At 72.1% G+C, this 25,693-nt stretch carries 17 protein-coding genes and 1 pseudogene; 5 read left to right on the plus strand and 13 right to left on the minus strand.

The window, feature by feature from the left end:
• Positions 1–439 precede the first annotated feature (439 nt).
• Positions 440–577, minus strand: a pseudogene (locus ACZ66Z_RS33400) (restriction endonuclease); the annotation flags it as partial.
• On the opposite strand from ACZ66Z_RS33400, the gene ACZ66Z_RS33405 reads away from it, so the two are divergent.
• Positions 530–1,087, plus strand: coding sequence for a histidine phosphatase family protein (locus ACZ66Z_RS33405; RefSeq protein ID WP_469939442.1), 558 nt, complete (start codon positions 530–532; stop codon positions 1,085–1,087). The pseudogene ACZ66Z_RS33400 and the gene ACZ66Z_RS33405 overlap by 48 nt on opposite strands.
• 82 nt (positions 1,088–1,169) lie before the next feature.
• Here ACZ66Z_RS33405 and ACZ66Z_RS33410 read toward each other — a convergent pair whose 3' ends face one another.
• From ACZ66Z_RS33410 to ACZ66Z_RS33430, 5 genes are all read right to left on the minus strand, one after another.
• Complete coding sequence (locus ACZ66Z_RS33410; RefSeq protein WP_469939443.1) at positions 1,170–2,432, minus strand: TIGR02679 family protein; 1,263 nt, start codon at positions 2,430–2,432, stop codon at positions 1,170–1,172.
• The gene (locus ACZ66Z_RS33415) at positions 2,429–6,628 is read right to left on the minus strand and encodes a TIGR02680 family protein (RefSeq protein WP_469939444.1); all 4,200 of its coding nucleotides are present in this window, start codon (positions 6,626–6,628) and stop codon (positions 2,429–2,431) included. The genes ACZ66Z_RS33410 and ACZ66Z_RS33415 overlap by 4 nt, the downstream gene beginning before the upstream one ends.
• A complete protein-coding gene (locus tag ACZ66Z_RS33420) occupies positions 6,625–7,938 on the minus strand; it encodes a TIGR02678 family protein (protein ID WP_469939446.1) in 1,314 nt (437 codons plus the stop codon). The genes ACZ66Z_RS33415 and ACZ66Z_RS33420 overlap by 4 nt, the downstream gene beginning before the upstream one ends.
• Complete coding sequence (locus tag ACZ66Z_RS33425; protein WP_469939447.1) at positions 7,935–9,590, minus strand: TIGR02677 family protein; 1,656 nt, start codon at positions 9,588–9,590, stop codon at positions 7,935–7,937. Before ACZ66Z_RS33425 ends, ACZ66Z_RS33420 begins: the two co-directional genes overlap by 4 nt.
• Before the next feature lie 183 nt (positions 9,591–9,773).
• Positions 9,774–14,333 carry a sacsin N-terminal ATP-binding-like domain-containing protein gene (locus ACZ66Z_RS33430; RefSeq protein ID WP_469939449.1) on the minus strand — a complete coding sequence of 1,520 codons (4,560 nt, stop codon included), beginning with the start codon at positions 14,331–14,333 and terminating at the stop codon, positions 9,774–9,776.
• A gap of 139 nt (positions 14,334–14,472) precedes the next feature.
• On the opposite strand from ACZ66Z_RS33430, the gene ACZ66Z_RS33435 reads away from it, so the two are divergent.
• From ACZ66Z_RS33435 to ACZ66Z_RS33450, 4 genes are all read left to right on the plus strand, one after another.
• The gene (locus ACZ66Z_RS33435) at positions 14,473–15,342 is read left to right on the plus strand and encodes a hypothetical protein (RefSeq protein ID WP_469939451.1); all 870 of its coding nucleotides are present in this window, start codon (positions 14,473–14,475) and stop codon (positions 15,340–15,342) included.
• A gap of 53 nt (positions 15,343–15,395) precedes the next feature.
• On the plus strand, positions 15,396–16,520 hold the full coding sequence (locus ACZ66Z_RS33440; RefSeq protein ID WP_469939452.1) for a hypothetical protein: 1,125 nt from the start codon (positions 15,396–15,398) through the stop codon (positions 16,518–16,520).
• Between the two features lie 1,508 nt (positions 16,521–18,028).
• A complete protein-coding gene (locus ACZ66Z_RS33445) occupies positions 18,029–19,378 on the plus strand; it encodes an AAA family ATPase (protein ID WP_469939488.1) in 1,350 nt (449 codons plus the stop codon).
• Between the two features lie 232 nt (positions 19,379–19,610).
• Positions 19,611–20,165: a Uma2 family endonuclease gene (locus tag ACZ66Z_RS33450; protein ID WP_469939453.1), complete on the plus strand. Its 555-nt coding sequence runs from the start codon at positions 19,611–19,613 to the stop codon at positions 20,163–20,165.
• A gap of 88 nt (positions 20,166–20,253) precedes the next feature.
• Here ACZ66Z_RS33450 and ACZ66Z_RS33455 read toward each other — a convergent pair whose 3' ends face one another.
• From ACZ66Z_RS33455 to casB, 7 genes are all read right to left on the minus strand, one after another.
• Positions 20,254–20,904, minus strand: coding sequence for a DUF3223 domain-containing protein (locus ACZ66Z_RS33455; RefSeq protein WP_469939454.1), 651 nt, complete (start codon positions 20,902–20,904; stop codon positions 20,254–20,256).
• A gap of 23 nt (positions 20,905–20,927) precedes the next feature.
• The gene (cas2e, locus tag ACZ66Z_RS33460) at positions 20,928–21,290 is read right to left on the minus strand and encodes a type I-E CRISPR-associated endoribonuclease Cas2e (protein ID WP_469939455.1); all 363 of its coding nucleotides are present in this window, start codon (positions 21,288–21,290) and stop codon (positions 20,928–20,930) included.
• Positions 21,287–22,276, minus strand: coding sequence for a type I-E CRISPR-associated endonuclease Cas1e (gene cas1e, locus ACZ66Z_RS33465; RefSeq protein WP_469939456.1), 990 nt, complete (start codon positions 22,274–22,276; stop codon positions 21,287–21,289). The genes cas2e and cas1e overlap by 4 nt, the downstream gene beginning before the upstream one ends.
• Positions 22,273–23,052 (minus strand): type I-E CRISPR-associated protein Cas6/Cse3/CasE, encoded by a 780-nt coding sequence (gene cas6e / locus ACZ66Z_RS33470; protein ID WP_469939457.1) that lies wholly within the window; start codon positions 23,050–23,052, stop codon positions 22,273–22,275. The genes cas1e and cas6e overlap by 4 nt, the downstream gene beginning before the upstream one ends.
• Positions 23,052–23,801: a type I-E CRISPR-associated protein Cas5/CasD gene (gene cas5e / locus ACZ66Z_RS33475; RefSeq protein WP_469939458.1), complete on the minus strand. Its 750-nt coding sequence runs from the start codon at positions 23,799–23,801 to the stop codon at positions 23,052–23,054. The genes cas6e and cas5e overlap by 1 nt, the downstream gene beginning before the upstream one ends.
• Positions 23,798–24,991, minus strand: coding sequence for a type I-E CRISPR-associated protein Cas7/Cse4/CasC (gene cas7e, locus ACZ66Z_RS33480; protein ID WP_469939459.1), 1,194 nt, complete (start codon positions 24,989–24,991; stop codon positions 23,798–23,800). The genes cas5e and cas7e overlap by 4 nt, the downstream gene beginning before the upstream one ends.
• Positions 24,992–25,055: 64 nt before the next feature.
• Positions 25,056–25,685, minus strand: a complete 630-nt coding sequence (gene casB / locus ACZ66Z_RS33485) for a type I-E CRISPR-associated protein Cse2/CasB (protein WP_469939460.1) — start codon at positions 25,683–25,685, stop codon at positions 25,056–25,058.
• Positions 25,686–25,693: the final 8 nt, after the last annotated feature.

Consider the following 25,693-nt stretch of genomic DNA (forward strand, 5'->3'; position numbering starts at 1 on the left):
CCACCACTACCGATCCGGTATCACGAACGGGCAACATCTCGTGGTCGACGGCGTGGTGAGGGGGTTCCTCAACTACCGCGTTCAGCGGGGCCGCGGAGGAGACAGGGCTCCGGGTTCGCCTCCACACGGGTGTGGCCACGGGACCGCGCGCGGAAGGCGGTCTCGACGCTTCATCCACCCGGTCAGCGGATCACCACGAGCGGAATGGGCCGTCCCGTTCCTACGGTCGTGGTGGGCGCCCACAGGACGGGTCATCCGCCCCAAGCCGGTCCTCGTGTCCCCGCACGTGCACGGGGACCGGTCCCTGTCCCGGCAGAGCGCCTCCGATCACGCACCTGCTCCGCGCCATTCCACATCCCCGGCAAGCGTCCCCCAAGTCGGTCGTGCAAAGGATCCGGGCGGGTGGCTCAACGTATTCCGCGGCCACCGGTGGCCGATCTCAGGCGCGCGAAGTAGGGCTGCGGGGCGGAGGAACGGCTCGGAGCAGTTCCCGCAGCGGGCGCAAGCCGGAGGCCCACGCGGCCAGCGTGTGGCGATCGACCACGTGAAGCCGCTGTGGTGGGGCGAAGGCCACCGCCCCGGCTACCACTCCCCGCACGAGGCCACCCTCACGCAGGAGGGCCGCGACCAGGCACGCCGTTCCCTCCCCCTCCCCGAGGGCATCACCGCGATCGTCACCAGCCCGATCCCCCGCGCCCGCCAGACCGCCACCCTCATCTCGCATCTCACGGGCCTGGCGATCGTGGCCACTTCCGGCCTCCTCGCCGAATGGCGAGCCCCGAGCATCGTCCTCGGCCGCACGGCCGAGACCTACCCGCCGGCCTACCGCGCCTGGCGAGCCCGCCGCCTCGCCAACTCCTCCCTACGCTGTGAAGACGGCGAAAGCCTCACCGACCTCCACACCCGCGCCCGCCACTGCGCCGCCTTCCTCCACCACACCGCCGGGCGCCACGGCCCCCTCCTGGCCGTCTCCCACACTCTCTTCCTCGGCGTCCTCACCCACTTCCCAGAAGGCCCCGCCGCCTTCACCACCGCCGTGAGAACACCGTGGCGGTTCGCCGAGCTTCGCCCGTTCACCACCCCGTAGTTCAGCGCCACCAGATGGAACGCCTGAGGGCGCCTCCCACCTCAACAACAGGGCCACTGTGGTCTCGGCGTTCCCCCGCAGGTCAGCACCCCCTTCGTGAGGCGCTCTCGGCGAGGTCCTCCAGCAGCCCGTCGGCCACCAGCTCCTCGACCACCGCCGTGCCGTGCTCCGCCATGGCCCCGGCCAGTTCGGGATCCCACGGCGCTTCGGTGATGCGCCCGGGCCGAGGGCCGTGCGGGTGGCGGGACACCGCCGCGTGGTAGTCGGCCGCCGTCATGCGCCAGGGACGGGCCGGTGTCTTGTCCAGGACGTATGCGGCGATGCGGATGCCTTCGCCGTCGAAGTCGCCGTGGTAACGGAGGACGGCGCCGTGGTCCGCGAGCAGGCGCAGGAACTGGATCGCCGCGGTGTTGGGCCAGCCTGACGTACAGACCAGCGGCGGGCACTCGGGGCCGAAGCGCCGCAGGGCGAGGGCCAGGATGCTGGGGTTCTCCACGACGTGGACGACGGGCGCGGGAGTCGCGGGCAGGGTGAACTCGCCCGGGTTCCGGACCTGGGCGAGGGTCAGGCTCGCCGCCTGGCCGGCTTCGGCGCACGTGCCGGTCAGGCGGGCGAGCAGGCCGTCGCCGGCGGGGCGCAGTCCGCCGACGAGGACCGTGGCGGACAGTTCGTCGTCGGCCACGCCGGCGCGGCTCCACAGGGCGCGCCGCTCCGCGGCGGACTGCGGTGGGGCGGTGTCGTACAGGGTGGCCAGGGCCCGCAGGACGAGTGTGGACAGGGGCGTGCCGTCGTCGAGGGCGTGCGCGTGGCCGTTGAGGACCCGGGCTGCGAACACGGGCAGGGGTTCGGCGTGGCCGGGCAGTTCGGCGAGCACCCCGAGCGCTTCCGTGAGCAGCGTACGGGTGTGTTCCGCCGAGCCTCCGAGCAGGCCGGCGGCTCGGCAGGACGCGGCCCAGTCGGCGAGCGCCGGCTGGGCCCGTACGGTGTCGTGGCCGGCCAGCCAGGCCCACAGCCCGGCCCGTTCACCGTCCTGGCGGCGCCGCTCGCCCGCCCGGTCGCCGAGGGGACCGACGAGTGCGGTGACCACCTCTCGTACGGTGCGGCCCGAGAGTTCGGTGACGGCCTCTTCCAGGCGGGCCAGGGGGACGGAGGGGTTGGTGCCCGGTAGGCGTTCCAGGCCGAGGAGGTCCGCGAGGGCTTCGCGCTGGGGGTCGTCGAGCGGTCCGAGGCGCACCCGGGTGACGGGGCGGCCCGAGGAGAGGCGGCCGTGGACCGTGTGCCAGAGGTGGTGGAGTTCGGGGCGGCGCAGGGTGGCCCCTCCCGGGGCCGGTTCCGTGGCGGTCATCCCGCCTCCATGCCGGTGCCGTTCCAGACGAAGCGCGCGCTGGTGACGGCGTCGTCGTCCCCGTCGGTGAGGAGTTGGTGGATGGCGATGCCGGGCAGCTCCCGGTAGGTGCCCCACTCGTGGTCGGAGGTGATCATGAGGTCCAGGTCGAGTGCGGTGAGCAGGGCGAAGACCTGCCCTCGGTTGACGGTGTCGACGCCGACGAAGACTTCGTCGAGCAGGATCGGGCGGGGCGCCCGGGGCAAGTCCTCGTAGTGGGCGGCGACGGCGGCGAACAGGGGCAGGTGCAGGGCGATGGCCTTCTCGCCGCCGGAGAGCGCGCCGTGCAGCTTCTTGGTCAGCGGCTGCCAGTCGGTTCCGTCGGCCCGGTCGAGGCGGACGGTGAAGCGGTGCCAGGCGGTGTAGTCGAGCACCTCGCCGAGGTGTTCCTCCCAGCTCGCCGCGGTGTCGCTGCCCTTGACCTCCTCGATGCGGGCACGGAAGAAGGCGTGCAGGGCCTCCCGGTCCGACTCGGTGACCCGGCCCGGGTCCTTGAGGAGCAGCTGCCGGGCGGTGCGGGTGCTGTCAGGGAGGTCGGGGCGGACGTCCCAGACGAGCTGCACCGCGACCCTGGATGCGGTGCGGACCTGCTCCAGGTGCCCGTTCATGCGGTCGACGAGCTCGCCGGCCTGTCGGATGCGGGCGGCGAGGTGGCGTCGGATGTCACCGGTGAGGATCTGGTCGAAGAGGCGCCGTTCGGCCGCGGTGATGTCGTCGCTGCTGCGGTCGCGTTCCTGGGCGAGGGTGGTGAGCAGGCCGGTCGCCCCGACGCGCACGCCGTCTAGGGTGGCGGTGAAGAGCTGGATGTCGTCGTCGGGCTCCAGCTCCAGGTCGGCGCGGGTGCCGAGGCGCTGGCGCGCCTCGTGGACGGCTTCGGAGAGGCGGGTCGCGGCGTCGCCCAGGTTGCGCGGGGCGTGCGGGATGCCGGGCCATTTCGCCGCGGTGGCGCGGGCCGCTTCCAGGGTGGCCTTGGTGCCGTCCCCGGCGTCGAGTTCCGGCGCGATTCCGGCGTCCTCGGCCAGTCCGACCAGGCACAGGTGCCGGAACCGCTGTGCCGCCCCGTCCCGGTTCGCTACGGCCTGCTCCCGCCGTTCGGCATCCTGCCCGCTCGTGGCCCGCAGTTCTCCGATGCGGCCTTCCAGGTCCACGAGGAGTCCGGTCACCCGGCGCACTTCGCTCCGGCAGCGCTCCCGTTCGGCGCGGGCCTCCGCGACGCGTGCGACGATCTGCCGGTAGTCCTCGCCGACGGTCGCCTCGACTGCCTCCAGGCGCGCCGTCAGCCCGGCTGCCTCCGTTTCGGCTGCGGTCGCCTCCCCGGCCCGTTCCTCGGCGGTGCGGCGCGACCGGTCCGCCTGAGCTGCCGTCTGCCGGGCCCGGTCGGCGGCGGTGGTCGCGGTGAGGCGGGCGTCCACCCAGTTGTCCGCGAGGTCCCGGAACTTCTCGATGTCGCCGGAGAGCACGCGCAGCCGGTCGCGGTCCGTGGGCAGTCCGTGTTCGGCGGCGCGACGGCTGAGCGTGCGCATCGCGCCCGCCACCTCGGTCTCGCGCCGGGCCAGGTGCTCGGTCGCGTCGCGCACGGCGTCGTCCCGGGCGGCCACCTTCTCCTCGGCCCGGTCCCAGTCCCGCCGGCGGGCGTCGAGTTCCCGGTGGTCGGGCCGGGCGGCCCGGTCGGCCTCCAGCCGGGCGGCACGGGCGTCGAGCTCGTGCAGCTGGTCGTCGAGGGCGGCGAGGGCGGCGTTCGTCTCGCCGATGCGCCCGGTCAGTTCGCCGATCCTGCGCTGCCGGGCACGCCGGCGTGCGAGGGCGCCGATGTGGGCGGGTTCCGGCTTGCTCCAGGTGCCGGTGGCCGGCGCGAGTCGCCACGCCCCTTCGGCGGAGACGGCCGCGGGGTGGCCGCCGGGCAGCGTCGTGCCGTACGCGATGCCCGCGAGGATGCGGGTGACGGCGTCGGCCGGTACGGGGATGTCCTCCTCGGGCCTCAGCACCTCCAGGAGGCTGGGCCCCGCGACGGTCACGGCCAGGGCGGCCTCGGCGCGGGTGTCGTGGCCGGGCAGCGTGATCCCGTCGGAGGGGCTGACCCATGCGTCGAGGAGGCCCGAGGCCTCCAGTGCGGCTTCCACCGCTGCCTGGACGGGGAGCGGGACGCCTTCGCGGAAGGACACCAGCCGCCACAGCGGCGCTCCCGCCACCGCCGTACGGACGGCGGTGCGGGTGGGCGGAGGGGACGGCGGGAGATCGGTCTCGCCGCTGAGCCTTCGTACCTCCGCCTCGAGCCGGTCCCGCTCCTCCCCCAGCCCCTGGTGTGCGGCTCGCACACCGGCCCGCGCCGTCGTGATCTCCTGTTCCACCGGCCGTGCGGCGGCGTCGGCCAACGCCCGTACGTCGGCTTCGACCGCCGCTCGGGCCGCCAGCTCCCTGGGGTCGCCGATGCGCAGTTCGGTGCAGTGCTCGGCCCAGGCGAGCAGCCGTTCCGCTTGGTCGGCGAGGGCGTCGTCCCAGGTCGCGGCCGTCTCGTCCCGCCGGGCGATCGCCTCTCCCAGCCGGATGCGTGCTTCGTCGAGGAGTTCTTCGGCCGCGCCCCGGTCGCGCACCGCGCGGTCGTGCTCGTCGATCGCCTCGATGGTGTGGGCGACCTGTCGGCCTCGTGCGGTGATCGCGCCCCGGAGCAGCCGACGGGCCTGGCCGGGACCGTCCTGGCCCACCGTGCGGGGGGCGGGGTCGGAGTCGCCGACCCGGCGGAGACCCGTCTCGTGCTCCGCTCCGTCGGCAAAGTTCCCCGCCCCGTCGGCAAAGTGCGCCGTGCCGTCGGCAGGGTGCGCCGCGGACTCCGTTTCGAGGAGCGCCCTCACCTCGTGGTGGATGGATTCCATGCCGGCCGCGCGGGCCGACCTGCGTGCCTCCTCGGCGGCTTCCCGTGCGTGCTCGTCGAGGATGCGGGCCCGGGCCGCCGCTTCGTCGGCGTCCCTCCGGTCCTTCTCCGCCCTGCTCTCGGCGGACCGGGCGGTGGTGCGCCGCTCCCCAGCGGTCGCGACCTGGTCCTCCGTACGACGGCGAAGCCGGTCGAGCTCCGCACCCTGCTGGTACGCGTCGCTCTCGCGCAGTCCTTCGACGGTCTCCTCCAGGGCGTGCGCCCGCGTCTCGTGGTCGTCGCGCCGGATCCGGGCCGCTTCGCGCTCCGCGAGCGCGTTCTCGAGTTCCTCGGCGCTGTGTCGGGCGGCGCGGGTGAGGTCGTCCATCTCGGTGGTCGCCCCGATCAGCGTGGCCGCGCCGGCGCGCAGGACCCGGCGTGCGTAGGCGCGCTGCCGGGAGGCGACCGCGTCGGCCGCCGCCACTTCTCCGTCGAGGTGGTCGAGGTGCTCGCGCTGCCGGTCCAGGCGCTCGAATCCCTCGGCGAGTTCGGTGATCTCCCCCTCGCCGAGCGGCGGCAGGGCGCGGGACAGCAGGGTGGACAGCAGGGACGGGTCGAGCCGTTCGGACAGCTTGGGCTGGCGCAGTTGGAGCAGGGCGGAGAGCAGCGATTCGTAGCGCTGCTCCCCCATGCCGGCGAAGAGTTCGCGGCGCACGGCGGTGCGGTAGTCGGTGGGCGAGGGGTGCACCTCGCCCTGGTCGCGGAGGGCTTCGGCGAGGGCGGCCCGGGTCAGGGGCTGCCCCGCCTCGTTGACGAGCCGCACGCCGTCGGGGTGGGCGATGCGGGAGCCGGTGGTGAAGTAGTCGGCGTGCGCCGAGCTGGTGTGCACGCTCGCCTGCAGGCGTGCTCCGCAGCCGAACCACTGCTCGGCACCGTCGTCACCGACCCGGCGGAACTCCATCCACACGTATCCCACGCGGGTCTTCCCGGACGCTCCTTCGCCCAGCATGTTCCAGTGCATGGTGCGCTCCGAACCGCCGAACGTGGAGAGGCGGTTGGGACGCAGGCTGGCGTCGAAGAGGAAGGGGAGCAGCAGCTCCAGGGCCTTGGACTTGCCGGAGCCGTTCTGGCCGCGCAGCAGCAGGCGGCCCTGGTGGAAGGTGAAGGTCTCGTCGTAGTAGCGCCAGACGTTGAGGATGCCCGCCCGGTGCGGCTGCCAGCGGCCGCGGGCGGCGCCCGCCACGCGCTTGCGCGGTGCCTCGGCAGGCTCCTCGGGCCGTCGCTGGAGGGGGAACTCTGTCACGCTCACTGCATGTCTCCTTCCGCGGCGGTGCCGCTGGAAGCGGTGGTGTCTTCCGCGTCGTTCTCGGGGGCCGGGCTCATGGTCTTCGTCACGCGGTAGCGGTACGCGGCCGGTCGTACGGCGACACGGCCCCGGGCCCTGCCGACCAGACCGACGTCGAGCAGGACGCGGACGGCGTCGTCGGCCAGACGGGCCGCGCCGTCCTCGGACTGGTAGGCCTTGGCCCAGCGGGGGAAGCGGCGCAGCAGCTCCGCCCCCGCCTCGGCGAGCTGTTCGGGCAGCATGCCCGCGGGCGCGGCGCAGAGCGGTTCGAGGAGCAGCAGCGCGGCGACGCGGGCGGTGGAGGTGTCGTCGGGGAAACGCGTGTCGGTGGCGATCGCGTCCGGGTCCACGAGGAGGAAGCCCTCGGCCCGTTCCTCCAGGTGGAAGCCGGCCTGTTCGACCGCACGGCGCAGGATCTGGCGTCCGGTCAGGGAGGTGACGTACGCGAGTTCGTCCTCGGCGAGGTCGGCCCGGTACAGCACCGGGTCGTCGAAGAGGCGGCGCAGCACCGAGTGGCGCAGCCGCAGGTTGCGCTGGGCGTCCGTGGTGGCGGTCTCGCCGGGCGTCTCGTCCGCCGTTCCGTCGGTGGCCGCGCCTCCGTAGCGGCGTTCCCGCAGCAGGCCGGAGAGGAGTTCCTCGAAGCGTGCGGGCACCTCGTCCGGGGGCGTGGAGAGCCGTGAGGCGCCGACGGGTGCGGCGGGCAGTCGCATGAGCAGGGTGGTGTCCACGCGGTAGAGGACCTTCGCCTCCGCGGAGTCGACGTACGCCTCGGTCGTGCCGTCCACCGCGCGCAGCACGTCGTACGACTCCAGCAGCTTCAGGACGTCGACGAACGCCGCCCGCTCCGGCCGGTGGACCGGGTCGAACCCGGCCAGCGCGCGGTCGGCCGCCGTCGCCTGGACGACGCGTTCGGCGAGCATGCCGATGGTCGTCATGGGCATCGACAGGAGCTCGGCGGCGGTCACGCACAGCAGGACGTACCGCCGGCGGTCAAACGGGGCCCGGCCGGAACGCGCCCTGCGGGCGGGGCGGGAGCCGTCCGGGGCGGACCGGATCTTGACGAGGCGGGCGTACCCCCGGCGGGGCTCGACGACGAGGTTCCAGCCGCAGGTGTAGTCGAACCACCGGGCCAGTGGCTCGCGGCGTCGTCGTACGAGTTCGAAGCCGGCCGGGTCGGCGGCCTCGGTGAGCAGGGGGCGGGCCAGGAGGAGGCGGATGCCGTGCGCGACCTCTTCGCGTTCCGCGGAGGCCAGCTGGTTGGCGAGCGTGCTCATCCCGCCGCCTCCCGGGGTGCGGGGGCGGGAGCCGGGGCGACGCTCGGTCCGGCCGTCGTCCGCCGGGGCGCGCTGGCGGCGCCCGGGGAAACGCTCAGGCCTGCCGTCACCTTCCGCGGCACGCCGGCGGCAGTCGGGGAAACACTCGTTCCCCCCGCCGCCGTGATGTGCACGACGTGGTCCGGGCCGGTCAGTTCGCCCTTCGCGGTGGACAGTACGGCGGTGCGGTCGTCGGGCGGCGGAAAGAGTCCGACCTCCACCCTGCCGTCTCCCGTCACGGCGCGCCGCACTCCGTTCGCGTCCGGCCGGGCGGACAGGGCCCGGCCCAGCAGGTCGAGCAGCCGGTCGAAGGCCGCGGGATCCAGGGCTCCGAAGGAGGACAGCCGCACGGGGCCGTCGGTCTCCAGCGCCTGCCAGGCGCGGGCGAGTTCCGCCCGTTCGACGCGGGCCCGCTCCGCGCGCTCCGCCCGGACGGCCGTGACGTCGCGCACCTTGGCGGTGCGGGTGAAGCGCTCCGTCCGTCCGCTGGTCCGCAGCAGGGCCGAGACCTCCACCGGCGGCGCCTCGGACCAGGAAGGGGACGAGGGGATCAGCTCCGGGTCGGGGTGGGCGAGGTGGGCGTGACGCGCCGGGCCGAGCCCGAAGGCCGCCGACCACAGTCGGTGCAGGTCCTCCTCCCCCGGCGCGGCCGCGAACCAGCGCGCCAGCTCCCGGAAGTCCTGCACGGCGCTGGAGGAGCGGCGCCGGGACTCGTTGATCCGCTCCAGGACCTGCAGGAGGGAGACGATGGCCCGCCGGGCGATGTCGTGCAGCTGCTCGATGCGGGGGCGTGCTGCGTCGTCCGGCAGGAACCATGCCCGCAGGCCCGCCCAGCGCGCCCGCCTGCTCTCCAGCCATCCCGCTGCGGGATCTCCGCCGCTCACCGGCGGCAGCTCGGCCCCTCGCAGGGCCCGCTCGCGCAGCACGGCCACGCCCTGCTCCTCCACGCGGGCCACGGCGGCGGCGACCGCTTCCCCCCGCCGGTCGAGGTTGACGAGGAACTCCTGCAGATAGGCGACGGTGGCGGCCTTGACGTCGCGGAACACGTCCAGGTCCGCACCCTCGGCGCGGACGAGCCTCTGCAGTTCGCCGTTGAATGCCTTGGTGTTCTCCACGAGGGCCTCCAGGTGTCCCTCGAGCTCCCGCAGGGTGGTGAAGATCCGGCGGTCGGCCGAAGCGGGCCGGCCCGACAGCACGCTCAGTTCGTCGAGCCGGTCGGCGATCGCCTCGAGCACCGCGGTCTGCAGGGCCCCGGTCGACGCGAGGACCTCCAGGGCGTGCCGCACCCCGGCGAGCGCGGCCTCGCCCCGCCGGGTGAGCGAGTACTGCAGGTTGCGCCGCTCGTACTCCTCGGCCGTGCGGTAGTTCTCGGCGTGGTTGTGGACCACGTCGAGGAGCTTCCACTCCACCAGCTGCTTGAGTACGTCGTACAGTTCCTGGTCCTCGACCGCCGCGAGCCACCCCACCGCGCGCAGTCGGCCCCGTACGCCGTCCGGCCCGAGGGTGGTCTCGAGGTACTCGCCGGCCACCCCGAAGGCCTCGAGCACGGCCCCGTACAGGTCGGACCGCTCCCCCGTGGTGAACCGGAACATCTCTGGTGGAACCCTGCGCATGTCCGAACGTCCCCTCCGCCGCCGTCTCCGCGGCACCTGGGCCCCCACCGTAGGGGGCGAATGTGGATCCCGGCGCCGGGTTCCGGGACCCCGGGGCCCGCACCGGGTGAAAGCACCGGCCGGACCCGACGCGTGGCCCGGCAACCGGAGCAGCGGGCTTCGCATCCCTGTCACGTCCAACGCCTACTCCCCGCCCTCGAAGGAGTAGACGAGGCTCTGTGCGCCCTTGATGCCGGAGACCACCACGTTGCCGCTCGGCCGGTAGGGCAGGTGCTTCAAGGGCTGCGGGATGATCCGTACCGTGGTCGGAGCACCGCCGTACTCGAGTCCGGAGACGACCACGAGGAAGAAGTCGTCGGTCGTGGCCGCCCGCTGGAATTCGGCGGGGGTGAGCTGGACCGTGTCCGGCTCGGCGCCCCGGGACGTCTTGAGTTCGAAGAACCGGGCCAGCCCGTCCACCGCGTCGGCGCCCAGGCCGTGCTGGGCGCGCAGGTCGCGCAGCGCGGCTTCGTCGCTCGCGAGAGCCTGCCGCACCAGGTCCAGGGCGGTCTTCTCCTGCTCCACCATCGTGTAGGGGCTCGCCGCGGTGCGCTGTTGGGGGACGGACGAGCCGGACCGGGGCTGTGGAAGGCCGGACGGCCCCCTCCTCGCACCGGCATCGGCCTCGCGCTCGTTCCCGGACCCGGTCGGCGTGAGGTCGCCCCGCTCCCCCGCGAGGCGGAGCGTGCCGGGGTCCACCAGCCGTCGGGCGGAAGGGGCGGGACGCCCGGCCGGGACAGAGGACTGTCGGCCGGGCGCGGCCGGACGCGGGGCGGATGCCCGGCCGTCGGCCGTCTGCCGGGATCCGGCCGTGGCGCGCTTCCCGGTTCCGTCCGTGTCCCGGCGCCGGTCCGCCTCCTCCCGCAGTTCTCTGAGCCGGCGTTCGCGCTCGGCCGCGGCGGCCTCCTGATCGCGGCGTGCCCGGTCCTCCGAGAGACTGAGTTCCACGGCCGTACGCCCCTGCTCCGCCCGGTCGCAGGCGGCGCCCCAGGCGAGGGCCGCTTCCCGGCGGCTCCCCGGGAACCGGGCGGCGATCGACGAACCGACCACGGAGGGCCGGTTCACCGCCGAGGCGGCGCGGACGTACAGGGTGCCGGTCGTCCGGTCGACACCGGCCTCGACGGGCACCCGCACCGCGTCGTCCGTGCCGGGCAGTTCCACCCGGCAGACGAGATCCGGTGCCACGCACACCGTGAGTGCCGCGAGTTCGTCCCACGAGCCGTCCAGGCTCCTGGCGACCTCGGGCGCGTTGCGCTGCAGGTCCTCGCGCAGGTGGGCGACGGCCGCGCGCACCAGTTCCGTCGCACCGGGGTCGTGCCGGGTGGTGGTCGCGCCGTGCACGGTGAGCTGCTCGGCCCCGATCCAGGTGAGGCGCATGGCCCCGGCCAGCCGGCGGAACTGTTCCACGTCCGCTCCCGGCCGCCACACCGCGTGGTCACGGCCCAGGCCCTCGGCCACCAGCGGGTCCTCGACGGCGTACACCGGCCGCTTGCTCAGCCAACCCCTGGTGGTGACCAGCGGCATCTGACCCAGCCGTCCGGCCTTCAGCTCCTCCGGCCGGGTGGCGGACAGGTCACGGAGCATCTTCAGGGTCTCCAGGACGACCGACTGCATGGATCCCTCCGGAACCTCCCGGCGTTCCTTCCTGTCCTGCTGCGCCAGTTCCTTGATCACCGCGGTCGCGTCCTCGGCCGTCGGACGACGCGCCCCGAGCCGCGCCCAGAACGCGTCGCTGCCGGGGAAGGTGGGGGCGAAGGCCCGGGAGGCCCCGAACAGCGGCGCGCCGATCAGACACTGGGCCGGACGCCGCCAGCCGGATTCCGTGAGGACCAGCCCCTCGCCCTCTCCGAACGCACGGACGACTTCGGTGACCGTCATCCCTCCCGCCCCGCCCGGTGTCTCCCTGCCGTTGACGCGCTCCGCGAGGGCCTCGTAGACGATCAGTGCCGCGGGGACGTCCCTGTCGGCCCCGTCCTTCTCCGCACGGCGGAGTCGCCGCAGGCACTCGACGAGTTCCCTGGTGCGCGCCTCCCCCACGATCTCCAGTGCCTGGAGCACCTCGCCGCGCCTGCCGACGAGCTTCTGGATCTCCGGGTGCAGGAAGTGCGCGTCCCCGTCGCCGTACACGGCCACGGTGCCGGCGGTTCGCGTACGGAGCCCGGGCGGCACGGAGGGGCTGCCGTTGCGGTCGTCGAGCCAGGCCACGTCGCGTAGCTGCCAGAGCCAGAAGGCGGCTGTCCTGCCCCGTTCATGCCACTTGTTGCGATCGTAGGCCGCGCGCACTTCGGCGCGTTCGGAGAAGCGGCTCCAGGACCGTCCCAGGACGTGGAGGAGGGCGACGGCCCTGCGCCGGCGCCGCCCGGGATCCTCGTCCGCGGCGATGTCGGACGCCACGGCGTGCAGGTCGGGGCAGTCGTAGTCGTCGAGGGTGTACGTCGCGTCGAGGGCGTCCAGGGCCCTCCCGCGCGCCTTCGGCCCCGAGTCGAGACGTGCGCGCAGCCCCTTGGGGCGCCCTTCGAAGCGTGTCCGCTGCCTGGGGTGCCGGCGCAGCCGGGGGACGCTCTCGGCGCCGAGGAGCCGGAGAAATCTGAGCGCGCCGATGCCGCCTCCCTGCAGCACGTCGGCGTACCGCGGCCGTAGCCACACCAGCCCGGTCGCCGCGTTGGCCGCGAAGGCGAAGCTCTCGTCGCGCTCGGCGCTGTCCAGTCGGGACGGCAGGTACGCCCGGGCAGGGGCGATCTCGATCTCCTCACGCTTCCCGTCGCCCGTGTAGCGGTGTCCCTGGAGCCGCACGGCGCACCCCACGCTTCTGCCCCACGCCTCTCGGCGGTTCTCCGGTACGTGGGCGAAGCCGTCGCGCAGCGCCAGGAGCTGATCGTCTGTGAGGGAGAGTCCTGCGGCATCACGGCGCATGGTGTCGCCGAAGCCGACGAGACGCCGGATCACCGCCACCGGGTCGTCATCGTCCAGCAGGACTCCTTGTCCGCCGAGCCATTCCCGTACCGACCTCGCGGCCTCGGTGTCGGCCAGAAAGGCCGGATGGACCTCACGGGTGAGTCCGAGAACGACTCCCAGCCCGCGCGGGGTCGCGGCGAACAGCACCGGCACCTGGGCGCCCCGAATGCGGTGGCGCGCACCGGAGCTGTCGGCGAGCCACTCGTGGTAGGACAGCACGACATCCCAGTCCGCGGCGATGACCCGCGCAGCCAGCGCCACCGTCGCCTCGGGTGACCGGGTCCCGTCGCTCAGGAGGCCCAGCGCGTCGTAGACGCCGACCCGGGCGGGAGCGGCGCTCCCGTGGTCCTCCCAGTCCGACAGGACCTCCCGCCACCGGCCGTCCGCGTCCCTCAGCGTTCCTGCCAGCGCGGAGGGCGTGTCGCCCAGACGGGCGATCTCCTCCTCGGTCACGACGCCTTCGAGGTCCTCGTCCTCCACGGCGAGGGATTCCAGAGCGAGCGGTCCCTTCCCCGGAACGTCCAGGAGCAGTCGTACGGACACCGACGACCGGGCGCGGTCGAGCAACTGGCGTTCCAGTGCGACGGCGGGGCCGCGTCCGTCGCGGATGTCACGGGGCAGCGGGACGGCGCCCCACGCGGGCACCGGGTCCTGCCGGAACTGCCACAGAACGGCCTCCGTCCACAAGTCCGCCACCAGCGGAACGAGCGCACGGTTCCACGGCGTCTCGTCGAGTGCCTGCCGGCTGGCGAGCGGATCGAACTGGGCGCTCGTCCAGAGGGCCGGTCCGGTCTCCTCGACCGGCAGGCCGACGTGGATCCTCCCCGCGCCGCCGTGTCCCAGCGGAAGGGCGACGGCGAGCGGGGTGGTGTGACCGGCGGCCTTGTGGGCGCGGACGGCGCTGGCCGGACTCGGCACGGTGCTGCGGCACACCACCCAACGGGCACCGTCGGCGGCCGTGGCCACGCTGGTCTCCACCCGCGCCGACCGGCCGCCGATCTCGGCCTCGAAAGCGGTCCCGGGTTCCCTGGTCAGAGCGAGCCGGTGCCGGACACGGCCCTGAGCGTCCAGGTGCGTCACCTCGGCCATGCTGCCGAGGAAGAGCAGCGCGCCGGACGACCAGGCGGTGAGCCACTCGTCCACCGACTCCGCGTCGAGCGCGCCCTCGGCGAGAGGGATGCGGAGCACGGTCCAGGCGTCGTCCGCGAACCACTCGGGTACGACGAGCGGTTCGGCCACGGAGACGTACGGGTCCCCGATGCGGATCCGGTAAGGACCGTTGTGCACCTCCAGGTGGGGCGAGAGGGACTGCAGCGTCATCAGTCCGATGCCGAACCGTCCCGTCGACTCGGCCTGGTCGGCCTTGCCGGACAGCCACGGCAGGGTCAGGGCCATGACGTCCGGCAGCCGCACCGGAGAGCCGTTGTGGGCGACCAGGAGGTCCTGGTCCCTGAGGAACAAACGCACTTCGGAGGCATGGAGGTCCTCCGCGTTCTGGACGATCTCGGAAAGGCCCTGCAGAGGATCGCTGGACAGATTGCCCGCGTGGTCCCTGGTCCGGTCGAGGGCGTGGCGGATCGCCCCGGGCAACGCCTCGAACCGCACGCCCAGATGCTCGATCGCCGCGTCCGTCGCCTCGGCGCCCTCGGGTTCCGGCACGTCGACCGCTTCCCGGGTGCCGTCCGGGGCGAAGAGCCGGTCGACGGACCGGACGGCCCGCTCCACCGCCTCCGTGCTGCGCGTCGCCATCTGCGTGCTCCTCGTCCTCGTCGGGGCCGGTTCCACCGGCCTCGGGGAAGCCCCGGGCCGTTGCGCCGACAGTAGCGCACAACTTTGGAACTCTTTGGAAGTTCTTGGAAATTAAAGGATCCGGCGCTAAAGTGCGCCCATGACCGCATCGCTGGAGGAGCTCGAGGAACGCCTGGCGGCCTTGCGCGCCCTCCTGCGCGAGGCCCGGCGTGCCCGCGACAACGCCGCCGCCGCCCGCATCCGCACCGAACTGCGCGAAGCGGAGGCCGCCTGGGAGCGGGCCCTGGACGCCGAGGAAGCGGCGGAAGCCGCGCCCACGGCGACGACCGCTCCCCCTGCCGAACCGGCTGCGCCCTTCCGGCCGCGGACACACGGAAAGCAGCCCGCCCACGGAGCCGTCCCGGTCCGCGAGCAGGTGTACCAGGCACTCACCCTGCTCGGCGCTCCGGCGTCGCCGAAGCTGATCTCCTCGGTGTACGAGGCGTTCTTCGCCGAACCGCTGATCGCGACGAAGCTCGCCTCGCTCCGCCGCGACGAGGAGAGGTCCTTCACCGCGCAGGGGCACACCCGCCCGTACTACATCTGCGCCGCCCTCACCCACGACCGGCTCACCCCGGCCCGCGGCCTCCTCGCCGTCTCCGTATGGCCCCTGGAAAAACGCCTCATCGCCCCGCTCAGCCCCCGCGCCGACTTCCTCGTGCACGCCATCGGCACCGCCGAACAGATCCTGCGGCTCGACTCCGCCGGGTACCCCCCGTCCGATGCCGCCCGCCAACTCCTGCGCCGTTTCGCGCTCAACATCCCCGGCGCGTACGACGACGAAGACCTCGATCCCGAACGCGTCGTCTCCGCAGCACGCACAGAGGCCGCGGTGCACCGGGAGGCGGACGATTCCGAGCGCCGCACGGCCGCCGACCGGGCACGCGACCGACTCACCGACGCACAACAGCTCTTCGGGGCCCCTCCCCTGCACAACGCCCTGCGCGGCTCGGTCGGCTTCACCGGCTGACCGACCGCCGGATCCCTCCGGTGCCGCCACAGAATTCCGCGTGAGAAGAGAAGATGCCTCCGCAGCACCCTCCCACCCCCTCCCCGGGAAGGCTCGCCGTCCTGCGCGGCCCGCGCCCCCCGCAGGAGTACACGGCACGCAAGATCACCGCCCTGACGGCCAACCCGGCCTGCTCCCGCCGCGCCGTGCTCGACGCGGCGGGCGTGGACAAGGCGTTACTCGCCCAACGCCTCGGCCACGAACCGCGCTTCGGCCGGTCCCCCTTCGCGATCAGACGCGAGCAGAGCTTCGAGGCGCTGGTCAAGTGGGGCGGCTACGCAGAACTCGTCCGCCTGCTGCGGGAGCAGCTCGACGCCCCCGTCGAGGAAGCCGCCGTGGCCGACCTGAACGAGGTGAGCGGTGACGCTTCGCTCGCCGTGCGGGCGAGCGAGACCCGGCACCTGCTCAGCCGCCTGGCGGCCGGCGGCGACCAGCGGCTGATCCTGGACGGGCCCGTCCTGACCCTGGAGGTCGCCGGTCAGACCGCCCGCGTCATACCGCAGGCCCTCAGTCACCGCACAGGCGGAAAGTTCTACGTGGTGGAGATCCGCTCCTTCCCGGCCATCGACGGGCAGGCGAACCCGACGGCGGTCGCGCAGACCACGAAACAGGCCGCGGTCTCCGTCCTCGCCCTGCGGCGCACCTTCACCGAGCTCGGTCTCGATCCCGAGTCGGTCGCCCACGAGTTCCTCCTCATCTGCCCGAAGGACTTCTCCAACCGTCCCTACGGCCGTCTGATCGACCTCCGCCAGGAACTCCAGTCCCTGGAGTTCCAGTTGGCCCGGCTGCGCCGGGCCGACGACCTGGCCCGCGCCCTGTCCCCGTCCGCAACGCTCGACACCGAACGGCCGGAGTCCGAGATCGACGCGACGATGCGCGAACTGGACGCCAGCTACACCCCCGACTGCCTCTCCTTCTGCGAGATGTCGCGCTACTGCCGGGACGAGGCCACCGCCTGCGCCTCCCCCGCCCGGCTCGGCGGATTCGTACGCAACAGCCTGCCCGGCATCGACTCCACCCGGACCGCCCTCGGCCACCTCGACGGCACCAGCGCCCCCGGCCCCGCCGAGGAAGCGGTCATCACCCGCCTGCGGTCCGCCGAACGGCTCCGCCGACTGTACGGAGGTGCGACGGCATGAGCGCCATCGCCACGGTGGCCACCCTCCGGGCCTCCGCGTCCGGTGATGCCGAGCGGCTGACGACGGTGCGCCACGACCACCTGGACGACGCCCCGTTCGTCCTGGTCCCGCTCACCCTCGCCGGCGAGGCGTGTGCCCCGCTGGCCGCACTCGCCGGAACGGACCCCGACCGTCCCGTGCTGCTCACGGTCCGGCGTCCCCACGACCGGACCGAGCGCTTCGGCTTCGTGGAGGGCCTCGCGGAACTGCTCCTCCCCCATGTCGACGCATGCCGTGCGGCACCGAAAGAGCCCTACACGGTCGGGCGCGGCAAGGACAAGGAGGAACGGGAGCGGCCCCTGCGCGCACCCCAGCTCCTCGTCCCGAACGCCGGGGGAATCGCCTACGTTCGCCTGCTCGGCCGCCTGACCAGGCTGCGCGCGACGGACGGACCACACGCCGTCGCCCCCTCCGTCCCCACGCTCGGGAAGTGGCTGACCTGGTTCGCCGACCGGGCCGAGTTCCCGGGCTCCAGCCTGCTCCAGGCCATGACGCGGACCCTGTCCGCCCACTGGGCCACCGGACAGAGCCCCACCGAGAACGCCAACCTGGCCTCCCTCCTCGGCTGGATCGCCCCGTCCACCGGGCGCACGGGGGCCGAGACCGCCTCGGAGCGCGAGGACCCCGCCACGTGGCCGCCCGCGGGCCCGGCGACCGACCCCGTCTTCGACCGCACGCTCGACGAACTGATCGCGAAGTACGACGACGCGTCCGGAGAGCGGGCGCGGGACGCCGCCGCCCGCACCATCGACCGCGAACTGCACGCCCAGATGCTGCCGGCGTGGCAGCTCATGTGGCAGGGGATCCGCCTTCTGCGCGAGCTTCCCCCCGGGAAGCACGTCGCCGACCGATGGGCGTACGACCGGCGGCTGTTCGGCGAATACGCCGGCTATCTGGACGACGACGGCCGCCCCCAGGCACGCCGCGACCACGCGGTGGGGGCGGCCCGTCGTCTCGCCCGCATGGAGGAGGCACAGGAGCGGTACGACGCCGAGCGCGCCTACGACGATCCGCTGGTGATGGCGGAGTACGAGCTGACGGGCGAGGCGTTCACGGGCGTCGTCACGGCCCGGGACGAGGAACGCACCGTGCCGGGGAAGCGGCCCGGATCCGCGCTGTGGCGACCGACCCTCACCGTGCGATGCGACGTCGCGGTGTCCATGAGTGCCGGAACGAAGGTCAAGAGCCCGGCAAGACCCGGCCAGAACGCCGAGATCCTCCATCTGCTCCCCGACGGAAGCGGTGCCACCACCCTCCTGATCCAGCTGAACGGCGGCTTCGACAACAAGCGCAGACCCCCGGCACCTCCGGGGTCACTGGCCGCTGTGGGAGAGACGGTCACCTTCACGTCGATCGATCCCAAGAGCATGCCGTCCGCGCTCCCCGCCGAAGAGGACACCCCGTGGACCCACGGGCGGTCCGCCGCAGCCGTACGAGCCCACCGACGAGGACGCGGAAGAGGTCTGGGAATGACAGTTCCCACGGAACCCGACAGCGGCATGTCACCCGGCGCGCTCGCCGACCGTGCCGTCGCCGGCGTACTGGCCGGCCTGGACACGTCCACCGGACGAGGCATCGTGGTGGACTCCCCACCGGGCGCGGGAAAGTCCACGCTGGTCAAGCGCGCCACCGGCCACCTGACATCGGCCGGCCGCCAGGTGATGATCGTCGCGCAGACCAACGAGCAGGTCGACGACCTGGTCGACAACATCGCCCGGGAATACCCGGACCTCCCCGTCGGCCGCCTGCACAAGAAGGACTTCGTCCTGCCCGAACGGGTGCGCCGGCACGTCAACGTGCGGGGCAGCAACGAGGCACCCGCCCTCCGCGAGCTGCCGGTCGTCGTCTCCACTGCCAAGAAGTGGTCGCACGTCCCCCGCGAGAAGTGCGCGCCATGGCGCTGGGCCATCGTGGACGAGGCCTACCAGATGCGGTCGGACGCGCTGCTGGCGACGGCACCGCTGTTCTCCGAGAAGGACTCACAAGTCCTCTTCGTCGGCGATCCCGGGCAGCTGGACCCCTTCGCCACGGTGAGCACCGACCGCTGGCACGGCCTGACCTGGGACCCGCTCCGCAACGCCGTCGACGTGACCCTCGCGCACAACCCCCACCTGCTGCGGCACCAGCTCCCGGTCTCCTGGCGCCTGCCGGCGATGGCGGCCCCCTTGGTGGAGAAGGCCTTCTACCCCTTCTCCCCCTTCGTCTCCGGCACCGAGGCGGCGGACCGCGTGCTGACCTTCGGCACGGCACCCCACCGCGCGACACCGCAGGACGCCGTCCTCGCCCGCGCGGCCGAGTCCGGCTGGGGACTACTGGAACTCCCCGCGCAACACACCCTCGACGACGACCCCGAAGTCGCCGAGGCCCTCGCGGAGACCGCGGCCCGGCTCCTGGAACGCGGAGCCCTGGTCAACGGAGAGCCGCTCACCGAGCCCCGCATCGCCATCGGCGCGGCCCGCACCGTCCAGGCGGACGCGGTACGGTCGCGACTGGAGAAGCGGGGCCTCACAGGCATCACCGTGGACACCGCCAACCGCCTCCAGGGTCGCGAGTTCGACGTCACTCTGGTCTGGCACCCGCTCTCCGGCCGCCAGGACGCCTCCGCCTTCCACCTCGAGACCGGCCGCCTGTGCGTCCTGCTCTCCCGCCACCGCTTCGCCTGCATCGTGGTGGCCCGCGCCGGCATCACCGACCTCCTGGACCGCCACCCCCGCAGCAGCCCGGTCTACTTCGACGTCCCTCCGAAGTTCCCGGACGGTTGGCGGGCCCACCAGGTGGTCATGGAACACCTCGAGAACGCGGCGCGTCCGAGTCCATAAGCTCGGGGTGCTCCACCGGTAGAAGCGACGCTCCCTCCACGCCGGAACGTCCTGTGTTCTCGCCATGCGCAGCCGTCGAAACGTAACTTGGGGAAACGCAACTCGGGGAATACTGACAAAGCAATCACCAGGAAGGAAGCGAGGATCCTCGGCATGAGGGTGATCAAGCCATGAGTACGTACGCGGCACCACGACCAGGAAGGCCACGACGGCTCCGGACGCAGGACACACGATGAGTACCGCCGCCGACTACAGCGACGTCGATCCCGAGCAGGCCCTCAAATACGCCGTCCAGCACATCAAGGGCGACCGCGCCCAGATCATCGAAGGAATCATCGAGCCGGTGTCGCCGACCTGGGATCACGAAGCGGCAGCGGAGACGATCCGTGACCAGATCCGCCCACGTGCACGAGAACTGGGCTGCGTCACCGGATCCGGCAACCTCGACCTTCCCGGCTCCTCCAACTGGTACGTCCCCGACATTGCCGTCGTCCCAGCGACCCAGGCGAAGGGTGCCACCGCCCTCCTGCCCGAGGACACCCTCCTGATCGTCGAAGTGACCTCGGAGTCCAACCGGGACACCGACCGCATCGTCAAGCGCAAGCGCTACGCGGAGTACAACGCCCCGCTCTACCTCGTCGTCGACCGCCAGGAGCAGAGCATCACTCTGTTCTCAGAACCGGGGAAGCTCGGTTACACGCGAGTCGACGGCCCCCACCCCTTCGGAACCGTCCTCACGATCCCAGAACCCTTCGGCCTCAGCCTCGACACCAGCGATCTCAACTGATCCCAGGGTGAGAACCGCTGATCGACCAGCGGTCCCCACCCCCTTGCTCCCCGCGTGCGCGGGGATTCGTGCTGTCCAGATCCAGAAGTCATGTACGCGGTCGTCGCTGGTTCTCCCGCGTCGACAGCAGCCCCAGCTCGGCCCGCTCCTGGTGGTGCGTGAACCAGCGCTGGGCGAGGTCCCGGTCCGAGAAGCGACCGAGGCCGGGCTCGGTCGAGGGGGTCAGCTCGATCGTTTCCCATCCGCCGGCCGCCCGGGCGAACGTCTCGGCGATCTCGACGAACGACGGGCCCCGAAAGTAGCTCACGGCGGTGTTCGTGGTCTCCAGCGGTGTATGGGACTGGTCCGACACCAACGTTCCGGTCGTGTGCCGGGACTCGAAGTACGCATTGATCGTCGCCTTGACCTCGTCCCGCATCACGTTCAGCACCTGCTGACGGTGTGTGGGCGGCTTCATGCAGGTCAGGTACGAGAAGTCAATGCGACTTCCGTCCGTCCGGATCACCTCGAAGCCGGGGTACGGCCCACGCTGCGGCGGCGCGATCGCGAAGGCGTCGACGCCCGGGCCGATCTTGTCCGCCGCCTCGTGGTGCAGGTCGAGGAGGTCGAGGAGGAGCAGATGGTCTTCCTCCCCGTCGACGATGCTCCCCACGGTGTACCGGTACAGCACCTCCTGTACGGCCTTCCGCGCGTCCCCCTTCATCCGGTAGCGGCGGTGACCGATCCAGAACTCCGGCATTCTCAAACCCTCTCTGTGGGTGCTTACCTGCGTCCGAACCTGCGTCGTTTCGATGCGTTGCTCCACCCGGACTTTTCCTTTGTGGCGCTCGCCGGGCGAGGGCCGGCGCTGCCCGTCGCGGGGCGGTGGATGAGCGTCAGGCCCTCGTGGTCGACCGGATGCCAGCCGTGGTCAAAGGTGCGGAAGGTGTAGCCCTGCTCGTTGTTGGTCGTGTGGGCGAGCAGGGCCCTGCCCTGTCCGGCGTACTGCTGGACCTCGTTCCACAGGACGTCCCGGATCCTGGCAGACGGGTTTCCGATGAAGACGCCGGCGGAGATCTCGAGGAGCCAGCGGGTCAGGAAGCCGCGCAAACCCGCAGGGCAGTTAGTCAGGACGATCACGGTCACCAGGTCAGCGCCATTTCCTCGTAGCCGCTGCCCTCTACGTCGCCGTCTCCGTAGTTCCGGCCTGCAGCCACCCTCCCACCCCTGTCGCTCTGCAGCATGACGATGTCCCACGTGCCGTCCGGGTCCACCGTCCCGGTGTCATCGGTCCCGAGCAGCAGCCGCTTGATGTCACTGACACAGCGGTCAAGCAGCGATGTCTCATGGATGCGGTCGCGCAGTGCCCTGCGGGTACGAGAGCCGACGTCCTCGGTGTCCTCGGCCGCAACCTCGAAGGCCAGCGGGATGCCGATCTCGGTCTTGTACAGGTCGGCGATGTCCAGGACGAAGGAGAGTTCGTGGCCGGAGTGAACGAATCCGAGCCCCGGACTGCAACCGAGCGCCGTGACCACGGCGTGCGCGACGCCGTACATGCACTGGGCGGCCGCGGTGATCGCCTGGTTGACCGCATCGCCCGCGGCGAAGTCCCCCGGGACGTACTTGCGGCCGCGCCACGGTACTCCGGTACGAGCGGACTCGGCGCGGTAGCACTTCTTCACGCGGTCCCCCTCACGTCCGAGGAGCTCACGCCGGGTCAGTCCGGACGGGTCCTCGTCAGGAAACCTCAGCCGGTACATGGCCCGCGCGACGCCCAGACGCGAACGAGCGTTGGCCCACTGCGTGGCCTGGGCTTCGGCGAGTGCCGAGGAGCGGCTCAAAGCTCGGCCGCTGGCGTAGAACCGTACGCCCTGCTCCCCCACCCAGACGACACCCGCACCCGTCTCCCCCAGAACGCTCATCGCCTGGTGGGTGACGCGGGTGCCGGGTCCGAGCAGCAGGGTGCCGATCGTCGCCGAGGGGATGTGGGTGACGCCGTCCGCGTCCGTTGCGGTGATGGCGTTGGCGTCCCGGTGCACCGTGCAGCGCTCCAGGTAGACGAAGGACATGCGTTCGCTCATTCGGGTCAGTTCACGCGGCGTGAGCGCCCCGCTCCGCGAGACGGTCGTCAACGCGTTGCTCCCTGCGGGAGGGGCGCCAGCGTCATCAGTCCGCACCCGTAGGCCTTCGCCTTGCCGAGTCCCTGGGTGAGGGTACGACGCATGAGCGCAGGGTCGGTGACTTCGAGCCGCCCCTCGAAGGTGGCCGTGACCAGCGTGACGGGCTTGCCTCGCCTCGTCCCCGCCGCACGGGACTTGTCGAACACGTGGGAGCGGTGGTCGCGGACGGTCAGTTCGTAGCGGTCACCGTGGTGCTCGCGCCCCTGATGCGTGGTCCCCCCGGGCAGCAGACGCTTCTCCTTGGGCTTCTCGAGGATGCGAAACCCACCGCGGTCCTGACGGCCCTCGTCCAGCAGCCAGCCCATCTGGTGGTACGCGGTCAGATGAGCCGTCCGCTTGCGCGGCTCGTCATCCGTGCGACGGATGTGGTGCACCGGGTTGGCCGTCAGGCGGAACCCCCACGGGGTTCCTTCCGCCAGCCGGTCGAGGAGCGGTGCGTAGGAGCGGGTCTGCCAGCCAGGCCCGTCGACCATGGCCGTCGGCCACCCGGCCTGTTCCACCAGGTGCGTGAGGTCGGGGGCATCGGGGCTCACGAGGAAGAGGAAGACCTCTCCTGGCGCGTTCTGGTCCAGGCGCCAGAGCACCCGAGGGGCGTCGGGCGTCGGCTGGTCGGTGGGCAGCAGCTCGGGGAACGCCGCCATCACGGCGGCGTGCATCACCTGCCGCGAGGACAGCAGACGGCGGGCACCGGTGCGGGCAGTGTTGAGCCGGAAGCGGGTCAGGTACATCAGTCGCTCACTTCCGCCAATACGGCCATCGGATCGTGCTGGTGGGGCACCCGCGGGGTCGAGCGCGGGCGTGGGTTCGGGCGCGCATGCGGGTTGGGCACCTCGACCTCGCTCCGCACGACCGTGCGAAGAGCATGGCGCCGGTGCTCAGCTGCGAAACTCACCGGCTGGTCACGGAGGACATCGGCGTCGCGATCGTCCGCCGACGCCTCGTGGAGAACGGCCAGGCTCACGGTGGGACCGGGTTTCTTCCGTAGCGCGTACCACCGGGAGGCCTGCCACTGCTCGGCACTCAAAGCCTCCCGCAGGCCGACTCCCGCGTGGAGCTTCATCTCCACGGGCTGTGCGGGAGGGCAGGAGCGGCGGCCCAGGAACGGCGGGTACACCGGTGCTTTCAGCGCGCCGTGAAGGTCGGTGACCAGGCCGTGGTCCCCCTCGACGGCGGCGACGAACACGGCGTCGGCCAGGTAGCACCGCTCGGACAGCGGCATCGCCTTGTCGGTGTCCCCGTGATGTGCGGTCTGGAAATCCCACAGTCGCGTGCCCGGCTGGTCGATGCGCACCCCGAACCGCAGTGCCGCGAGCGGCGCCAGCCGCTCGTCGTCGCCCCGCTGGATGCCCTTCGCCGCGGCGAGCAGGCCGACGACGCCGCTCTTGGTCGGGGCGGACTCGGTGGTGCGGCGGGCGAACCGGGCCGCGGCCCCCCACGACTGCAGGGGGCCGGCGAGCCTGAGGGTCAGGACGGTCATGCGGGCGTCTCCAGGTGCTCCGCAACGGCCTGGCCCACGGCGGAGACGAGCTCGCGCAGCGATTCCGCCTCGATGCCGACTCCGCTGAGCTTCTGGGTGTTCGGGCCGACTCGCAGGACCCAGGTGAGGGTGGCCTCGTCGCCATAGGCCTTCTCGACGGACGGGATGTATTCGGCCAGGCGCTCGACGGCTCCGCGGAGGTGGCCCCCCTGAGCATGGAGCACCGGGTCCTCGAAGGCGGAGACGAAGCTGACGGGGCGGGTGCTGCGGAGCTTGACGACCACGGCGTCGGGGAGGGTGTGGTTGCCGAAGGTGTTGATCTTGCCCTGGGGCAGGGAGTGGATGAACCCGTCGACGAAGGCTTCGACAGCGCGACGGACCGGAGTCGTGAGGGGTTCGTCCTCCCGCAGCCCCTGCCCGAGGTTGTCGGCCAGCTGGTGCACGCCGAGTGCCGCGTACCGGTAGAGCGTCGCGGAGTTGAAGTCGACCGTGCCGATCATGCCGGCGCCGGGCTCGTCGTCCTCGTTCCTGTCGTCGACGGCGGTGAAGTAGTCGGACTCGTTCTCGACCTTGTGGACGCTGATCGCGTGAGCGACCTGTACGGCGGCGTCGACGTTGATGTCGGTGACGTCGGCGACCATCCGGCCGAAGAGCGCGATGTCGACGGAGTGGCGAGTGTCGGCCAGCTGCTTCGCCCGGGCCTTGTTCACCTTGTCCTTGAAGAACGCCTTGCTGTCGGCAGCGGCCTCGGCGGCGAGACCGGCCAGGCCGTCGAGCTGACGCGAGCTGAGGAAGAGCAGGTACTTGGCCTCGGGCAGCGGCTCCGGTCCGCCATTCTTCGCCGCGGTCTCCGCCTTGCGCTTGGGCACGGCGATCTGCAGACCGGCGGCCTGGACGACCTCGGCGGCGAGCTCCTCCGCCCGCTCGCCCTTGAGAGACGCATCGAGGGTCCCGATCCTGTCGGCCAGCACCTCGACGATCTTCTTGGTGCGGACGCCGAGCTCGCCCGGTTCAAGCAGCTGCTTGTCCTCGAAGTACTCCCGCGTGGCGCGCTTCCAGGCCTGGCTGGAAACGCGGGCACGCGGCACTCCCCCGTACACGGCGGTCTTCGGAGCGCCGGTGTCATCCCGGTTCAGATTGCTCGGCGGGACGGTCTGCAGCGCGTGCACGTCCAGGAAGAGGTGGTTCACGAAGCGTCCTTGTCAGTGGTGTCGGGGTTGGTGTCGGTGACAGCGAGACGGGCGGTGGCACCGCTCACGGAGTGGCCTCGTGCTCCTGGGGTTCCTTTCCGTCCTTCTCGCGCCAGACGTGGAAGGAACGGCCCCAGGCGGTCCGGACCGTGTCCACTCCACCGGGCCGCTGCCACTGGTAGAGCTGTCCGGCGAGCAGGGAGTAGTCGAGGGGCACGTCTTCACGGCGCAGAAGCAGGACGATGTCCCGCAGTCGCTGGGCCAGCGTGGACAGGTCGGATGCCTTCCCGGCACGTACGAGTCGCTTGCGCAGCGCATCGTCGATCTCACCGGCCGGCATCAGTCGGCGCACTGCGGCGCCGAGGCCCCGGGGAGAGCCGGTCCTGTCCAGCTGGTGTACGCCCGCACTGCGCGACTGCTGGTGCAGGGCCCACAGGGTGAAGGCCATGAGCAATGCCTCCTCGGCCCGCTCCAGCTCCTCTTCGCTCAGGGGGCGTCCCTCACGTCGGCCGCCCTGCAGAGCGTCGAGATCGACCAGATCCCACAGGTCGAACACCTCGGCCGCGCTCTTCCCGGCCTCGCGGCTGAGCCGAGCGCGGGCGGCGACGGCCTTGGCCTGGTCGGTGAGGTAACCGCGCTGCCAACTGCCGATGCGTTGGTGGGCGAAGTCGGAGACCAGCTTGTGAACGGGCATCGATGCTG

The sequence above is a fragment of the Streptomyces sp. NPDC107498 genome (assembly GCF_055582805.1).

Coding starts and splice junctions, on each gene's coding strand:
- ACZ66Z_RS33410 (WP_469939443.1), bottom strand. CDS start 2,432: ATGACCGCCACGGAACCGGCCCCGGGAGGGGCCACCCTGCGCCGCCCC.
- ACZ66Z_RS33455 (WP_469939454.1), bottom strand. CDS start 20,904: ATGCCGGAGTTCTGGATCGGTCACCGCCGCTACCGGATGAAGGGGGAC.
- ACZ66Z_RS33430 (WP_469939449.1), bottom strand. CDS start 14,333: ATGGCGACGCGCAGCACGGAGGCGGTGGAGCGGGCCGTCCGGTCCGTC.
- cas5e (WP_469939458.1), bottom strand. CDS start 23,801: ATGACCGTCCTGACCCTCAGGCTCGCCGGCCCCCTGCAGTCGTGGGGG.
- cas6e (WP_469939457.1), bottom strand. CDS start 23,052: ATGTACCTGACCCGCTTCCGGCTCAACACTGCCCGCACCGGTGCCCGC.
- ACZ66Z_RS33435 (WP_469939451.1), top strand. CDS start 14,473: ATGACCGCATCGCTGGAGGAGCTCGAGGAACGCCTGGCGGCCTTGCGC.
- ACZ66Z_RS33420 (WP_469939446.1), bottom strand. CDS start 7,938: ATGAGCACGCTCGCCAACCAGCTGGCCTCCGCGGAACGCGAAGAGGTC.
- ACZ66Z_RS33440 (WP_469939452.1), top strand. CDS start 15,396: ATGCCTCCGCAGCACCCTCCCACCCCCTCCCCGGGAAGGCTCGCCGTC.
- casB (WP_469939460.1), bottom strand. CDS start 25,685: ATGCCCGTTCACAAGCTGGTCTCCGACTTCGCCCACCAACGCATCGGC.
- ACZ66Z_RS33445 (WP_469939488.1), top strand. CDS start 18,029: ATGACAGTTCCCACGGAACCCGACAGCGGCATGTCACCCGGCGCGCTC.
- ACZ66Z_RS33425 (WP_469939447.1), bottom strand. CDS start 9,590: ATGCGCAGGGTTCCACCAGAGATGTTCCGGTTCACCACGGGGGAGCGG.
- ACZ66Z_RS33450 (WP_469939453.1), top strand. CDS start 19,611: ATGAGTACCGCCGCCGACTACAGCGACGTCGATCCCGAGCAGGCCCTC.